This window comes from Flavobacterium hibisci, assembly GCF_020026925.1.
GTDB lineage: Bacteria > Bacteroidota > Bacteroidia > Flavobacteriales > Flavobacteriaceae > Flavobacterium > Flavobacterium hibisci.
This window is the reverse complement of sequence record NZ_JAIQDW010000004.1, coordinates 265,699-282,379: the sequence shown is the minus strand read 5'-3', so window position 1 is coordinate 282,379 and position 16,681 is coordinate 265,699. Positions and strand designations below refer to the sequence as shown.

Below are 16,681 nucleotides of genomic sequence, written 5' to 3'. Positions count from 1 at the left end.
AGTAATTTTTACAGGAATGTAACAACTAATTTAGTAATTAAAATAAAAATGAAAACAAATAAAACAACTACAATAGAGTCGGCTTTTGATTTAAACACATCAACATTTTTACCAGCTGAAGAATATAGACATGTTTACAACAATAAAGTAATCTGCGTAACAGATTCAAAAGGTTATCCTGAGCCGGAAAATAGCAGTCCGAATAAAATCAGGGTAGATGCCACAGACGGATTTATTCCCCTTTGGGATTTAGGAGTAATCCTGAACTGGCGCTTCAGTAAATCATTTGATAGTTATTTTAAAAATCCGGAAGCAGCAAAAAATGGTGTCAGAGATCTTTTTCTGCAGGCAGCAATAGGGTGGAAAGATGCATGTCCTGTTAAATTTCACGAAGTGAGAGACGGTTGGGATTTTGAAATAAAAATGCACACAGAAGATTGTGATCAATCAGGCTGTGTATTGGCATCAGCATTTTTTCCCGGAGCAGGCCAAAACACATTTTACATATATCCAACCATGTTCAAACAATCTTATCAGGAACAGATAGAAACGATTCAACACGAAATGGGACACATTTTTGGGCTACGACATTTTTTCGCCAACATTAGTGAAACGAGATGGAAAAGCGAATTATTTGGGACAGATACTCCTTTCTCTATTATGAATTATGGTGAGAAAAGTAAGTTAGAAAACAGCGACATTGAAGATTTAAAAAAATTATATCAATTAGTATGGAGTAATGAATTAACGGAAATTAACGGAACTCCTATAAAGAAATTCGTCTCATATCACATGAGCAAAAGCGGAATAACCGGTACTTCGCAACTTAACGACTTAAATCTTGTACAAATAAATACTGAACAATCCTCAGATGGATCTATAAACCATTTAAGAGCAGATAATTATTATGTAGATCAGTTTTCATGCGTAATGCATGGGTATAGTTATTACAGGCTTACCAACATGCACAGTACTAATCTAATTACAGGTTGTGTCACAAAAAGCTGGTTGTATGAAGGAAGAGAGGTTTTAGAGCATGTTCCCTTTACTTTAGAACCTGGGGCTTGGAAAACATTTGGATGTTTTTTTGTAACACAGAGCCAGCCTATAACCTTTAAAATTTGTTCCTTTTATGGTAACGTACAAAAATGTAAATGCTAAACGAGTAATAATTTAAAAAAACGTATTCTTATTTTATGATTTAAAATATAAATAAGAAACATCCTGTAAAAAAATAAAAAACATTAATCAAACAATTATGAAACACAAAAAATTAAATGTAGCTGCTCAGTATGAAGCTGCTATATATACTACCAATGTACTTAAGATTGAATTTATTTTGAACGAAGTTATCCATAATCCTGATACAGCCATTCTTGTCGAACCCGGCAAAAATGAATATTATGTTTTTTATACCGGTACAGCTTCGATTCCAGAAGAAAGTACTCATTTTAAAAGTTTTAAAATGGAAAATACCCAAACTAAAAATATAGATCTTCCTGAGGATTCAGTATCTAGCAGAGGTCGTTGGACTTCAGAAATTGTGAATATTCAGCGTGGTAATTTATTTTTTACTGACATCTGCAATGCAATAAATAAGATAAGGGATAAAAACAGTATTAGTATAGCTGTCGATCAGGGAGAAGATGTAAATCGTAAACTGTACTTTTATTATAAAAGATGAAAAGCTTAAGCCTTATTCTGTGCTTTCTAATCTTTTTCCAATTAAAAGCTATAAGTCAAAATAATGTTTACTGACCTTCTGTGAAGTTTGGATACAGTAAACTGGAAAAATATTCTTTTGGAGTCGGATATAATTTTTTAAATTCAAAGACGATTGGGGCTTGTACAGACCAGCTCATAATTATTATTTCGAATATATTTCTGAACATAAAGCGTTTGGTTTATTAGCAAACCTACAGTATATTTTACAATTTGTAGAAGCACGAATAGAAGCGGGTTTTCGTTCAAAAAATGAAGACAATGATTCTTATTTTTTATTTTACCCTCATGTTGGCTTTGATTTGATTAATGTGAATTTATCATTTGGTCCGGAATTATTGTTTTCGTATTGATACAGGATCCCAACTTTTGCAAATGATCCTTGATCCATTTTAGAGTAAATGAAAAATGAAGAAAAAAAACTCCTTAATTTCTTAAGGAGTTTTTTAGTGGGCGATGAGGGGTTCGAACCCCCGACCCCCTCGGTGTAAACGAGGTGCTCTGAACCAGCTGAGCTAATCGCCCTATTTTACTAGGTTGCTATCATTTCGTGATTGCGAGTGCAAATATACAGTAGTTTTTGAGTTCTGCAAAGAAAATCAAGTAAAAAAATAAAACTTTTTTAAAAATAAATTTTATCTCCTTGTTTATGAATTTGTTATTAAAAGTGTTTTTCTAAACTTTTAGACAAAAAAGAACTGTTTTTAATTCAAAGGCAGTTCAGCCACTACAAAAGTGCTTCCTCCCGCATAAATAAAATCATTTTCAGCAGCATTTTTCTTTGCTTCTGCGAAAGCAATCCCAACCGAATCGTATTTTTCGCCCGCTAAACCAAATTTTTCAGCTGCATTTTTTAAGGTTTCGGCAGGTAATCCTCTCGAAGAATCTGGGCTGCAGAAATAATATTGTGCCTCTTTTGGAAATAAAGGCAGAATAGCATCTAAATCTTTATCGTTGACAACACCCAAAACAATATGGAGTTTCTCATACTTTTCATTTTGAAGCTGGTTCATTACAACAGTCAGTCCATGCTGGTTATGTGCCGTGTCACAGATGATTTTTGGGTTTTTGCCCAATTGCTGCCATCTTCCCTGCAAACCAGTGTTTTTGACAACATGCAATAAACCTTCTTTTAATTGGTCAGTCGAAATTTTAAAATCCGTTTGATTATTCAGAATTGCAATCGCCTGCAAAACCGTTTTTTTATTATGAAACTGATAATCGCCAATTAAGTCAGACAAATAAATCTGATCAATCAAATCGGATGCAAAAGAAATTGGTGCGTTTTTTTCTTCGGCTTTAACCAAAAACACCGGCTTGGTTTCATCTGTATATTCGCCAATAACTACCGGGACATTTGGTTTGATAATTCCGGCTTTTTCTCCTGCAATAGCTTCCAGCGTGTTGCCTAAAAACTGGGTATGATCTAAACCAATATTGGTAATTACCGAAACCTGAGGCGTAATGATATTCGTAGCATCCAATCTTCCGCCCAAACCAACTTCAATAATCGCAATATCAACTTTTTCAGAATCAAAATAGTCAAAAGCCAGACCAACCGTCATTTCGAAAAAACTCATATCGTTTGCTTCAAAGAAATCTTTATGTTTAGCAATGAATTCAATAACAAAATCTTCCGAGATTTCCTTTCCGTTTATTTTGATCCTCTCTCTGAAATCTTTCAAATGTGGTGAAGTGTACAAACCAACTTTATATCCTGCTTCCTGCAGAACCGAAGACAGCATATGCGAAGTAGAGCCTTTGCCGTTTGTTCCTGCAACATGAATGCATTTTAACCTGTTATGCGGATTGCCCAAATGTGCCGCCAGCAGTCTGATATTGGTTAAGTCTTCTTTGTACGCTGAAGCGCCCTGAAGCTGATACATGGGCAATTGATTAAACATCCAATTTGTAGTTTCCTGATAGTTCATTTTCGAATAAAATAGCGGTTAATTGAAATAATTTTCGATTTTATTAGTTTAATAGTAGAGTGAAAATTATCTTTATTGCAAATTTCAAATATTTTTTAGAATTAATTATTATAAACCAGGATTAATATATGTTTAGCTTCATTCAATTACAAACAGATACCATCGCAAACGCCGCATCTAACGTAGTTATCGAACAAGTTGCACCTAATACCGAAATTTCAGTTTTAGGATTTATTTTAAAAGGAGGTGTATTCCTGATCCCAATTGCAATTTTATTGTTTTACACCATTTATGTTATCATAGAGCGTTATTTATACATTGCAAAAGCATCAAAAATAGACAGCCGTTTAATGCAGGATGTGGGTGATAAACTGCATGCAGGAAACATAGAACTCGCAAGGTCAATTGTAGAAAGAAACAATACGGCTTCCGGAAATATTTTAAAAGAAGGCGTTTTGGTTATCGGGCGTCCAATTGCTGAGATCGAATCGAATATGGATCGCGCTGCTGACATTGAAATTGGCGAAATGGAAAGCCGTTTAGGTCATCTTGGTCTTATTGCCGGTATCGCACCAACGCTTGGATTTGTTGGAACCATTTCCGGCGTGATCAAGATTTTCTACAGCATTTCGGTAACAGAAAATATTAGTATCGGAAACATTTCCGGAGGATTATACGAAAAGATGATCAGTAGTGGGGCAGGACTTATTGTGGGTATTATAGCGTACAGTGGATACCATATACTGAATGGGAAAATTGATGATTTTGCCCTGAAAATTCAAAAGCAAATATTAGAATTTGTCAATATAATCCAAAGAGCATAAGCCATGTCAATCAAGAGAAAAAGAAGATTTCATGCTGAGGTGGCGACATCGTCGTTAAGTGATATTATGTTTTTCCTGCTGTTGTTTTTTCTGATTATTTCAACGCTTGCAAATCCGAATGTTATTAAAATGACATTGCCAAAAGCAAAATCAAACGAAAAAACGAATAAGCAATTAATCAGTTTATCGGTTACTGAGGATAAAAAATTCTATATTGACAAGCAGCCTGTTGTTTTTGAAGAATTAGAAACCAGCCTTATGTCTAAAATTGGAGACAACAAGGAGCAAACCGTTGTAGTTCGTATTCCGTTTAACCTGCAGGTTCAGGATCTGGTAGATGTATTACAAATAGGAGTAAAGAACAATTTGAAGTTCGTAATTGCAACGAGTCCGAAGTAAAAGAATCATTTGGGCGTGACCACAATAAAAAAATGGGCTAATCAGCAGGATGTTGATGCGCCCATTTTTTTATTCCGGTCGGGCTATTCGCGCTACTTCGGTAGCTTGCTGCAAACGAAGTTCACTGAACTCCGATGAAAATAAAGATAAAGTGAAGTAATCCCTCACGCGAGAAAAACGCTCAATCTTGTCATTTCGAGGAACGAGAAATCTCACTAACAATTGACGTTGCGTTATAAGCATCGTGAGATTGCTTCGTTCCTCGCAAAGACTTTTCTCACAGTCAATAAAAAGGGCTTTCTGAAAATAACAGAAAGCCCTTTTTATGTGATTGATTTAAATCCGTGTTGATTAGTGAAATCCGTGTTTTTAATTCAAACTAAAATTATAAATAATCTTCCCAACCTGCTTTACAGGAGCGTCATTGTCAGATTCCCATTTCGTATTCATGGCAGCAATTCTTGCCTGGTCTAATAAACATTTTGCTGTATTTGTTGTTCCTTTAATTCCGGGAGTAGCGCTGATTGTTTTTCCGTTTTGATCTACCGAAACTTCAACCACAACTTTTCCTTCTTCATTGCAGGTATATTTTGGTGCCGGTTTGGATAGTGCTCTGCGGTTTCCTAAAGAATATCCTGATCCTCCGCCAGAACCTCCACCGCTTCCGGCTCCGTAACCGCTTCCGGTACCAATGCCATTTCCGGTTCCGTTGCCGCCACCGGTTCCTCCGCCAGAACCACCGCTTCCGTAATAACCTCCGGAACTTAGGCTTCCATTTGCTTTTCCTTTATTTCCGGCTACTTTATCATTACCATCTCCGCCCTTGTTAGATCCTTTTAAAATGCTGGATAACGCATCATTGGTAGAATTCGATACTTTGGGTTTTTCAGGAACAGGTTTGGTAACCGGTTTTTCTACCGGAACAGGTTTTTTAGGTTTTTCTTTTGTCGGAATAACAACATCGTTAGCTGCTGTTGTGTTTTCCTGAGTAATGATGGCTTCTTCTTCAGGAGTTGCTTTTGCAGGCGCTTGTTTTACATTGTTTTTTACATCCAGAACCTCACTTTTATAATTGGAACCCGAACCCAAATCACTGTCACCAAAATTCACTGTGACACCGCCACCACCGCCACCTTCAGCTAGTGCTGCATTATTTTCAGGATTATAAGGAGGCCAGAAACGTATAAAAAACAATAGCAATAACAGCAAACCATAAATTGCAGTAGAGATTAATAGTGATTTCTTTTTATCTGAAGAATCCGTAGAAGTCATTTTGATTCTGAATTTTGTAATTGTATTTAATAAAACGTTTAAAAGTACTAAAAATTGTTTAGAATCAAATAGAGAATTTAACCGCCAAGAGCGCTAAGGCTGACGCAAGGAACGGTAAGTTATTCTCGCAAAGCCGCGAAGCCGCAAAGTTTTATTTTAGGTTTTCTTTGTGAATCTGCGTCTTTACGAGATAAAATACAAAACGTCTTTGCGAACTTCGCGTAAACCTTAGCGTTCTTTGCGGTTAAATCTAAAAAAAACGAGCTAAATTATTTAGCCCGTTTAGAATGATGTATAAAAAAATTACACTAACTGTTTCAATGCAATCTCAAAAGCAGTTGCACTAATATTGGTTTTTGAAGGATTTAAAGCATGCGCTTTTACAATGGCATTTTTTATAATTTCTGAAGTATCGTTAAAAATCGCCTCATCTGTCATTTGAACTTTTTTCTCCATAAAATAAGCAAAAACCCTCGCCATTCCGCAATTTGAAATAAAATCAGGAATCAAACTTACTTTACGGTCTACTTCTTCCATGATTGATCCGAAGAAAATTTCTTTATCCGCAAAAGGAACATTTGCTCCGCATGAAATGACCTCAAGGCCATTTGCAATTAAATTTTCTATTTGTGCCTGAGTTACCAGTCTTGAAGCAGCACAAGGAGTGAAGATTTCTGCTCCAATTGTCCAGATTTTAGAATTGATTTCCTCAAACGGAATCATACTATCGGCTACTAATTTGTTTCCGTCTTTATTTAAAAACAATGTTCTTACTTCTTCAAAAGAGAAACCTTCTTCATTGATAAGACCTCCGTCGCGATCTATAATTCCGATTACTTTCGCCCCCATTTCGGCTAAATAAAAAGCAGCAGCCGAACCTACGTTCCCAAATCCCTGCACAATTGCTTTTTTGCCTTTGATGTTTCCGCCGTAAGTTGCATAAAAATGGCGAACAGCCTCAGCAACACCAAAGCCGGTAATCATATCAGCGACAGTATATTTTCTGGTTACATCAGGAGAGAACTTAGGATTTTCAATCACTTTTATAACGCCCTGACGCAATTGGCCAATGCGGTTGATTTTGTCAGCTTCTGTTGGTTTAAAATGCCCGTTAAAAACACCTTCCTGCGGATGCCACACACCACATTCTTCGGTCATTGGAATCACTTCATGAATTTCATCTACGTTTAAATCACCGCCGGTTCCGTAATAACTTTTTAATAAAGGAGAAACGGCTTTGTACCAACGTTGTAAAACACCTTTTTTACGCGGATCGTTCGGATCAAAATTTATTCCGGATTTAGCGCCTCCAATTGCAGGACCTGAGACGGAGAATTTTACTTCCATTGTTTTTGCCAATGATAAAACCTCGTTCATGTCAAGGCCTTTTCTCATTCTGGTGCCGCCTCCTGCAGCTCCTCCGCGAAGTGAATTAATGACAGTCCAGCCTTCGGCTTCGGTTTCGGAATCTTTCCAGTTGAAAACAATTTCAGGTTCTTTATTTTCGAATTGTTGCAATAAATCTTTCATATTGTTGCGATATATTTATTTTGAGCAAATATATGAAAGCTTTTATGAGAAATATGCACTTTGTTTTCTTTTTATAATTATAAATGCGAGTGTTGGTTTATAGATAATATTCAGGTAAAAACATAAATGTATAATTCATTTTAAGCTAATGTTTTGGAATTTTTGCCTTCAATAAAACAACAGCAGCTAATAAGATTTGCCGCTGTTGTTTCTTTTTTTATCTGATATGCTTAGCTCATCGTTTCCTGATATTTACTTACGGAATATCCCAAAAGACTCTTGTTGTTAAAACATCACCACCAATTGCTTTAGATGCATCAGCAAAATTTTTTGAGTTTCTGGATGCTTCAACGTCAGGATAAGAGAATCTGCGTATGAAACCACCATTGAGGTTATTGTTGTAATTGTTAGGTGTCAGTGCAGGAATTCCAGTTCTCCTAAAGTTTGCGAATGCTTCCATTGAATAGCCAAAATTTGATATCCAATACTGAGTATTTATCAATGAGAGTGCATTGGCAGGATTATAAGCGACATTAGGATGTGTTATATAAGTATTTTGTTCAGCAACTGAAATGGCACCATAACCACCCGGATAAAGCGAATATTGATTCATGCTGGCTATAATTCCAGCCTCATAAAGTGATTGGGCAGTACCTTCAGATGCAATCCAGCCTCTTGCAGTTGCTTCAGCCAAAAGCAATTTGGTTTGGGAGTTTGTAACTAAAAATATAGGTGCCAATGCGCTTGCAATAGCATTATAATTTAGTTGTGAGTAATTTAAACCGCTTCCTTTTGTTCCTCTGTAATTAGGATTTGTTTTAATCGATTCTGAATCAAATCCCACAGGAAAGCCAAACTGATTCGAAATTGCAGTATCAGGATTAGTAGCTAAAACCAAATTAGGATCAGCGTATTTTCCTATAAGGTACGTCGATCTTGGATCGTTAGTTGCTTTAAACTGATTCACAATAGGCTCAGCAGCATAATAGGTGTATGGATTTTGAGCTCTGATCGATTCATTAGGAGGTGTGATAAATAACGCATTGAATTTTAAAATTGCGTCATCGGCATTAGATTGCATCACACCACCAGCAACAGCTTCAGCAACAATACTTTTTGCTTTATTGGTATCTAATTTTGAATAGCGCATTCCTAATCTTAATAAAATAGAATTACCTAATTTTTTCCATTTAGCAATATCACCTTTATAAAAAAGGTCGGCAGTAACGATATCGCCTGATGGATTTAATGCTGCTGTAGCAGATTTTATTTCGGTATATAAGTCAGCATAAATAGCGGCATCATCGTCATAAACAGGAGCATAATTCCCTTCTAAATATGCTTTTCCAGCCTGAGTGTAAGGAACATCTGCATAAGCATCTACCAAATTCATAAAAACATAAGACTTCCAGATACGAAGCATATTGTAAAGATTGGATCGTTCTGGCTTCCCTTCAATATTTACAAGACTTTGAGTGATTAATTTAATAGATTCGGTGTAAGCATCCCAGGTATCATTATTTAAGTTATCAGTATCATCATTAAAATTGAAGCCTGATGTAGCACCAGTATCATAGGCAAGAACAAATTGCTGCACTACTGTACTTTCTCCGGTCCATGTCCCTACAGGAGTTAGTCTTTGTGACTCTGCAAACAAAAGGGCAGGATCCAGGTTAGTTACAGCGTAAGGGTTGGTGTTAAGTTCTTCAAAACCATTGTCACAGCCTGTCATTGCAAAAAATAAAAAGCCTGTAATAATACTTTTTGTTATCGTTTTCATATGATTTTTTTTAAAATTTGACATTAAGATTTAGGCTGAAATTTCTGGTTGTGGGTAGTGTCGCCTGTTCATAACCAACCCGATAATCTCCGGAAGATGCAAAAGCCTCCGGGTCTAGATCAGGCAGATCACTGGAAATAAGAATCACATTGTGACAAGAGGCTGCCAGGGTAAGGCCCTGAATAAAATTATTATTTTGTTTTATAAGACTGGTAAGGTCATAGGTAAATGTAATCGTTCGCAGCTTGACAAAATCTGACTTAAAAATAAAGGGGTCTCCAATTTGTCCATTTCTATGGTCTGTCCAATAGGATCTTGTATCTAATGTATTGGTATTGGGCTGACCTGTCGATTCAATTATACCGTCAAGCACAACATTGCCTTCACGACCGTATAAAGACATTTTATTGAGACCCTGCCTTGCTCCGTTTAAAGCGGTAGATGAAATAACTTTCCCTCCTAATTTATAATCAAAAAAGACTAAAAGGCTCATATTCTTATAAGAGAAAGTATTGGTCCAGCCCCCTGTCCATTTAGGTAATGCACTACCAAAATTCACATATTCAGTGGATGCCTGGACACGCCCGCTACTATCAAGAAGCAATCTGCCATTAGCATCTCTTTTATATGTTTTTGCAGACAGCTGATTAAGAGGCTGTCCTACCTGATATACCAATTGACCTAAGAATTCATTTCCACCATAACTTTGGACCACTAAATTATTAATACCCGGAGCCAATTCCAGCACTTCTGTTTCAACGAAAGTACTGTTGAAGTTGCTGCTCCATTTAAAATTATTAGTTTTTACAGGTATAAATTCCAGCATAAACTCGACACCACGATTCTGTAAGGATGCTAAATTTTGTGGAATATTAGTATAGCCCGAAGTACTTGAAATTTGAACATTTAAAATTTGATCTGTAGTCGTTTTTTCAAATGCAGCCACATCCAGGTTTATTCTGCTTTTAAATATTTTCAATTCCAGACCTACTTCTTTTTCTGCTACTGTAAAGGGTTTTAGATTTCGATTTGGAGAACTGCCGTCACCTGCAATAGATCCTAAAACCTGGCCATTAAATTGATTTTGATTGATGCTGTAGTTTAGGTTGCCGTTAAATGCTCCAATACCATTAGAACTACCAACTTCGGCATAAGACGCCCTTATCTTACCATAACTTAACCAATCGTTATCTTTAATTAATTCTGAAAAAATAAAACTACCACCCACAGACGGATATAAATAACTATTGTTTTTAGGATTTAAAACGGAATACCAGTCATTTCTTGCAGTTACATTTAAATAAACTAAACCTTTATATCCAAAGTCAGCAAAGGTGTATAGGGAATTAACCTGCGATCTGCCAATACCATAACTCTGGTTTTTTGTAATACCATTTTCTATAGAGTAAAGATCGCGCACAGTAAAATCGGTTACAAATTGTCTGGAGTCCGAAGATTTGGTTTTATATATATTTCCGCCTACACTTAAATCAACAGAAAAATCCCCAAACGTTTTATTTGCACCAATCAGGAAATCTGCATTTAAATCGGTACCCCTCATATTTCGTACTTCATAATTTCCATTATATCCTGTACCAGCACCATTCATTGGTGTCGAAGAACCTCTTCCCGTCGGAGTATTAAATTCTCTTGTATTGTCTGAATAATCGTAGTTAATTCTTCCCTGAGCATATAGCCAATCTGTTAATTCGTATTTTAAAGAGGCTGTCATTAGAAACCGGTCCCTAATATCATTAAAGAATTGGCGACCCAAATTGAAGTAAGGGTTTATCACGGTGCTTTGAAAACCTGAAGTTCTCCATTCTGTTGTTGTTACAGGGTCTACTACGCTCGTTTTGAAAGCCTCTAAAGGAATTGACCCTGCCATTCTGTAAAGAAAGTTAGGGGCGCCCGCGCCCTGAACACCTACTTCCGGGGGATTAATATTATCCTCGTGAGTGTAGTTTAAGTTTACTGATACACTAAGTTTTTTAGAAAGGTTATGATTTAAACCTAAATTAGCAATTTTTTTGGTGTATTCATTATCAGGCTGTATACCACTTGCTTGTGAATGAGAAAAAGAAGCTCTAAAACTGCCTTTTTCACTACCGCCAGAAATAGCTATAGTGTTGGAAAACAGAAGTCCGGTTCTGTAAAATCCTTTAATTCTGTTATTGTCATAAGAATAAGGACGCAAAATGCCATCGTAATTGTAAGTTGGTAAACCATCTAATCTGGCTCCAAAACCATATTGTCCGTTTGATGCGGCATCTGCTGCTGACGTTGGTTTATTTCCACCAACACCCTGACCATATACTTTTTGAAAATCAGAATAATCCAAAACAGCCTGACTGGTAAAATTAGAAGTAAGTTCAATCCCTAATCCCTGATTTTTTTTTCCGTTTTTAGTGGTAATAATTATAGCTCCATTTGCTGCCCTGTAACCGTACAATGCAGCTGCAGTGGCCCCTTTTAAAACCGTCATACTTTCGATATCATCCGGATTTATTCCCTGTAAATTATCTCCTAAATCCCGTGAATCGTTTCCATTTGCACCACGTGCATTCTGATCCATAGGAAGACCATTGACAACAATAAGGGGGGAGTTGCTCGCTCCTGCAAATGCAGATTGGCCACGCAAACGAATTTTTGCACTTGCGCCAGCACCAGCAGAAGGAGGAGATATATCAAGACCCGCAACCTTTCCTTCAAGTGACGCCATCATATTGGCATTTCTGTTCTTCTGAAGATCATCATTGTTTACAGTTTCAACAGAATAGCCAAGTTTTTTTGATTCTTTCTTAATTCCTAAAGCAGTAACTACTACTTCGTCCAGCGCAGATTCGCTTTGAGTTAGGGTTACATTTAAAACAGTTTTACCAGCAACTAAAACTTCCTTTTCCTTGTATCCAAGGTAATTAAATAATAAGGTTGCATTACTTTGATTACCAATGGAAATTTCAAATTGTCCATTTAGATCTGTAGAAACACCGGTTTTTGAGTTTTTTAATACAACATTCACGCCAAATAATGGTTCTCCTTTATCATCTGCTACAGTACCTTTTACAGTTTGAGCCTGTATTGGGTTAAATATCCCCAACATTGTGATGATAAACATAGCCGCACGATTTATATATACCTGTTTCAGCATACATATCGGTTTGCAATAAATTTTAATTTTACGCTTCATAAGTTATCTGTTTAATTGGATTGGTTAATAAAAAAGTGAGAGGTTAATTAAACAAATAAATAAAGAATAATTAAAAGCGGATCATAAATTGTCAAAAAATTCAGGCAATTTTGATTTCATTGCTATAGTTTTTTTATGAATTTCGAAAAAAAATGGTTTGATTTTAAGTAAATATATTTTTTAGGTTGACTTTTAATTAGATATAATCAAAATCATCGAAAACATAACAAACACAAGGTATTTCTTATGTTTTAATTATGTTTAACGATCAATTAGCATGGAAGTTTTAGAAGTTATTTTTTTGAATTGCTAAGAGCATTTGTAAACATAAAAAAAACAAAAAAACATTTGATTTTTTTAATAGTATTTAACCTATTTTTATTTTTTTATATGTGTAGTTTTTACATTTTTAGAATATTAAATTTTAAAAATCGCCATTGTTTTTTTGATATATAAATTTGATAATTAGTGCTTTAAGTATTGTTGCTCGATTTTATTAAATTTTAGGAAAATAATTTTACTATCTTTTCAGAAACTTTAATCTTAAAAAAATATGAAATTGAAAGTAATTATCTTAGCCATATTTACTGTTTTGATTAGTTGTAAAAAACAGAATACGGAAAATAATAACCATTCAGATTTAACTTTAAAAGAATCATTCAAAAATGACTTTAGAATAGGAATGGCAGTAAATGAAGAGATATCATCCGGAAAGGATTCAGTGTCTCAAAATATTATTTTAAAGCAATTCAATTCTATTACTCCGGAAAATGTCATGAAAGCAGAAAGAATAAATCCGGAACCGGGAGTGTATAATTTTAAACCTGCAGATGACTTCGTGGCATTTGGACAAAAAAATAAAATGTTTATAGTGGGGCATACCTTAATATGGCACAACCAGACGCCTGAATGGTTTTTTCAGGATAAAAATGGAAATCCAAATACGAAGGAAGCGCAAATGGAACGAATGAGAACCCATATTCAGACTATTGCCGGCAGATATGCAGGAAAAGTACAAGCCTGGGATGTTGTAAATGAAGTGATGGACGAAAATGGCTCTTATCGTAAAACCAACTGGGTTAATGGTATTGGTAATGGTGACACTTTAGTAAAGAATGCGTTTAAATTTACAAGTAAATATGCGCCAGACACAGAATTATATTACAATGATTTTAATGTTTGGAGGCCGACAAAAAGAGACGGTATTATGCGTATGGTGAGAATGCTGAAAAAAGAAGGTGTGAGAATTGATGGGATTGGTATTCAGGGTCATTGGGGTCTTAATTATCCTAAAAAGGAATATATAGAAGCGGCAATAGATTCATTTGCTTCGTTAGGGGTAAAAGTAATGATTACAGAATTAGATATTGACGTGTTACCATTAACAAAAGAAGGACAAATTATTGGAACCGGATTGTTACATCCTCAATATGAATTAGAAGAATTTAAAACATTTTTAGATCCTTACCGTAAAGGTTTGCCAGAGGGCATCCAGAAGCAATTGGCAAACAGATATGCGGAGTTATTTGAAATTTTTTACAGAAAACGCGACAAAATTGATCGTGTTACTTTCTGGGGTCTGCATGACGGAATGTCCTGGAAAAATGATTATCCTATTGCAAACAGGATAAATTACCCATTATTATATGATCGTAATAAAAAACCAAAACCTGCCCTGAACGCAATTTTAAATATAAAAAGGGATTAAAAGTATGTTTTAGAACTGGTTTTTCATTTTGTCTAGTATGTAGTTAGGTAAATATGAAAGATGTCAATATTAAATGTATTTGAATCAAATTCTAAAAAAAGAGCCGAAAACAAAAACTATTTTCGGCTTTACTATTTATAAAAATAATGTATTACTGTCCTAATAAATTTTTCTTTAACGTTTCGTCAACAGGTTTGTCAGATAGCCAGATTCCGAACAATGCTTTTTTGAAATCAAACCCGGGGATTTTTCCTTTTAATGATTCGTTTTTGAAAACATTTATCGTTTGATCTAAAGGGCTATAAGCTAATATAAAAACATCTTTTTCTGTGATTTTGTCACTTAAAAATGTTTTCAGCTGCTCAATTCTTGGTCGTAATGTCTCAAGCTTATCTGCAGCAGATTTTTCAAATCCTGTATCCATTGCTTTACCCAATTTGTTGGCAGAAACCATAGACGAAGTAATTTCAATCCGGATGGCCATTTCGGTATCGCTGTCCATAATAAATTGGGCATCCTGTGTTAATTGCGATAGGTACAAAGCCTGGACATATACTTCCATCCACATTTTTGATCTTCCGCCAGCTCCGTTAAGTTGCAAAGTTTTGTTCAAAACCTCAATTTTTCTTGGAACAGTAACGCCGTTTACATCAATGTGTGTTTGCGCAGTTACTGAGAACTGTATGCTTAAAACAAGCGTGAGTAATAGTAAAATCTTTTTCATAGTCTTTCTTAATAATTGTTTTTTTAGTGTTTTTGTTTTTTGCAAAAGTACTGTTAATCTGCAAAAATTAGTCTTTTAAACGACAAGTTTTTTATGATATTGCAATTGGTTTGAAAATATATTGAATTAAAAATCAAATTAGTAAGAGTATTTTTATCCTCGATTTACAGTGCAGCAGCTGTTGATGTGAGAAATCCATAAATGGTCAGTTTGTAATTTTTACTATCTATAATTTTACCCTTAAATTTTGAATAATATATTGTAATATTTAGGTTTTATTAATTTTAGTTTAGAGTTGAAACGAAAACGTTATAGTATTTTTGGATTAAAACTTAAAATACTATGCATGCATTGTTATTTGGTATTTAAAATTTATCTTTGAAAAGCTTCTTTTATGGAGAGCATGAAAGAAATTTAACAACTAAAGAACCAATATTATGGATTTTAATCTAACAGAAGAGCATTTAATGATCCAGCAGGCTGCAAGAGATTTTGCTCAAAATGAACTGTTGCCGGGTGTAATTGAAAGAGACGAAAAGCAAATTTTTCCAGCCGAACAGGTGAAAAAAATGGGCGAATTAGGGTTCATGGGCATGATGGTTGATCCAAAATACGGAGGAAGCGGGCTGGATACAATTTCATATGTAATTGCGATGGAAGAAATTTCTAAAGTTGATGCATCGGCTTCAGTAGTGATGTCTGTAAATAATTCTTTAGTTTGTTGGGGACTGCAGGAATTTGGAACTGAAGAACAAAAACAAAAATACCTGCCTCGTCTGGCTTCGGGTGAAGTTCATGGGGCATTTTGCTTAAGCGAGCCTGAAGCAGGTAGTGACGCCACTTCGCAAAAAACAACCGCTATCGATATGGGCGATCACTATTTGGTAAATGGTACAAAAAACTGGATTACAAACGGGAATACGGCTTCTGTTTATTTAGTTATCGCACAAACGCATCCTGAATTAAAACATAAAGGAATAAATGTGCTGATTATGACCAAAGATATGCCGGGGTTTTCGGTTGGGCCAAAAGAGCAAAAAATGGGGATTCGTGGTTCTGATACACATTCATTAATGTTTAGTGATGTGAAAGTTCCGAAAGAAAACAGAATCGGTGAAGACGGATTCGGATTTAAATTTGCCATGAAAACGCTTGCCGGAGGTCGTATCGGAATCGCTTCTCAGGCTTTGGGAATCGCTTCAGGGGCTTATGAACTGGCTTTGAAATATTCCAAAGAGCGTAAAGCTTTTGGTACAGAAATTTGCAATCATCAGGCGATTGCTTTTAAACTGGCAGATATGGCGGTAAATATTGAAGCTGCACGTCATTTGTGTATGAAAGCGGCCTGGGACAAAGATCAGCACAAAAATTACGATGTAAGTGGCGCGATGGCTAAATTATTTGCTTCTCAGGTGGCAATGGATACAGCCGTAGAAGCGGTTCAGATTCACGGAGGAAATGGTTATGTAAAAGAATATCATGTAGAGCGTATGATGCGTGATGCTAAAATCACGCAGATTTACGAAGGAACTTCAGAGATTCAGAAAATTGTAATTTCAAGATCCGTTATTGCAGAGTAGCGGATTCTCTTTTAATTATAA

General features: G+C 35.5%; 13 protein-coding genes and 1 tRNA gene. 6 read left to right on the top strand and 8 right to left on the bottom strand.

Annotated elements, in window-relative coordinates:
• Positions 1-48: 48 nt before the first annotated feature.
• On the top strand, positions 49-1,161 hold the full coding sequence (locus tag K8B81_RS06885) for a matrixin family metalloprotease (protein WP_223680233.1): 1,113 nt from the start codon (positions 49-51) through the stop codon (positions 1,159-1,161).
• A gap of 97 nt (positions 1,162-1,258) precedes the next feature.
• On the top strand, positions 1,259-1,684 hold the full coding sequence (locus K8B81_RS06880) for a hypothetical protein (RefSeq protein ID WP_223680231.1): 426 nt from the start codon (positions 1,259-1,261) through the stop codon (positions 1,682-1,684).
• A gap of 67 nt (positions 1,685-1,751) precedes the next feature.
• Here the strand turns inward: K8B81_RS06880 and K8B81_RS06875 are convergent, their stop codons facing one another.
• From K8B81_RS06875 to K8B81_RS06865, 3 genes are all read right to left on the bottom strand, one after another.
• Positions 1,752-1,892, bottom strand: coding sequence for a hypothetical protein (locus tag K8B81_RS06875; protein WP_223680229.1), 141 nt, complete (start codon positions 1,890-1,892; stop codon positions 1,752-1,754).
• A gap of 280 nt (positions 1,893-2,172) precedes the next feature.
• A tRNA-Val gene (locus tag K8B81_RS06870) sits at positions 2,173-2,247 on the bottom strand.
• Between the two features lie 179 nt (positions 2,248-2,426).
• Positions 2,427-3,653, bottom strand: a complete 1,227-nt coding sequence (locus K8B81_RS06865) for a bifunctional folylpolyglutamate synthase/dihydrofolate synthase (protein WP_223680227.1) — start codon at positions 3,651-3,653, stop codon at positions 2,427-2,429.
• A gap of 128 nt (positions 3,654-3,781) precedes the next feature.
• Here K8B81_RS06865 and K8B81_RS06860 point away from each other — a divergent pair, with 128 nt between their 5' ends.
• Together K8B81_RS06860 and K8B81_RS06855 are read left to right on the top strand one after the other, a co-directional pair.
• A complete protein-coding gene (locus K8B81_RS06860; RefSeq protein WP_223680225.1) occupies positions 3,782-4,477 on the top strand; it encodes a MotA/TolQ/ExbB proton channel family protein in 696 nt (231 codons plus the stop codon).
• Between the two features lie 3 nt (positions 4,478-4,480).
• Positions 4,481-4,876, top strand: a complete 396-nt coding sequence (locus tag K8B81_RS06855; protein WP_223680223.1) for an ExbD/TolR family protein — start codon at positions 4,481-4,483, stop codon at positions 4,874-4,876.
• A gap of 369 nt (positions 4,877-5,245) precedes the next feature.
• Here K8B81_RS06855 and K8B81_RS06850 read toward each other — a convergent pair whose 3' ends face one another.
• From K8B81_RS06850 to K8B81_RS06835, 4 genes are all read right to left on the bottom strand, one after another.
• Positions 5,246-6,148, bottom strand: a complete 903-nt coding sequence (locus K8B81_RS06850) for an energy transducer TonB (protein ID WP_223680221.1) — start codon at positions 6,146-6,148, stop codon at positions 5,246-5,248.
• A gap of 303 nt (positions 6,149-6,451) precedes the next feature.
• Complete coding sequence (locus tag K8B81_RS06845; RefSeq protein WP_223680219.1) at positions 6,452-7,678, bottom strand: Glu/Leu/Phe/Val dehydrogenase dimerization domain-containing protein; 1,227 nt, start codon at positions 7,676-7,678, stop codon at positions 6,452-6,454.
• Positions 7,679-7,934: 256 nt separating this feature from the next.
• Positions 7,935-9,458 carry a SusD/RagB family nutrient-binding outer membrane lipoprotein gene (locus K8B81_RS06840; RefSeq protein WP_223680217.1) on the bottom strand — a complete coding sequence of 508 codons (1,524 nt, stop codon included), beginning with the start codon at positions 9,456-9,458 and terminating at the stop codon, positions 7,935-7,937.
• 10 nt (positions 9,459-9,468) lie between these two features.
• Entirely contained in the window at positions 9,469-12,609 is a 3,141-nt protein-coding gene (locus tag K8B81_RS06835; protein WP_223680215.1) for a SusC/RagA family TonB-linked outer membrane protein, read from the bottom strand.
• 598 nt (positions 12,610-13,207) lie between these two features.
• On the opposite strand from K8B81_RS06835, the gene K8B81_RS06830 reads away from it, so the two are divergent.
• Positions 13,208-14,356, top strand: a complete 1,149-nt coding sequence (locus K8B81_RS06830; protein WP_223680213.1) for an endo-1,4-beta-xylanase — start codon at positions 13,208-13,210, stop codon at positions 14,354-14,356.
• A 151-nt stretch (positions 14,357-14,507) separates the two neighbouring features.
• Here K8B81_RS06830 and K8B81_RS06825 read toward each other — a convergent pair whose 3' ends face one another.
• Positions 14,508-15,080 (bottom strand): chalcone isomerase family protein, encoded by a 573-nt coding sequence (locus K8B81_RS06825; RefSeq protein ID WP_223680211.1) that lies wholly within the window; start codon positions 15,078-15,080, stop codon positions 14,508-14,510.
• A gap of 437 nt (positions 15,081-15,517) precedes the next feature.
• On the opposite strand from K8B81_RS06825, the gene K8B81_RS06820 reads away from it, so the two are divergent.
• Entirely contained in the window at positions 15,518-16,660 is a 1,143-nt protein-coding gene (locus K8B81_RS06820) for an acyl-CoA dehydrogenase (RefSeq protein ID WP_223680209.1), read from the top strand.
• Positions 16,661-16,681: the final 21 nt, after the last annotated feature.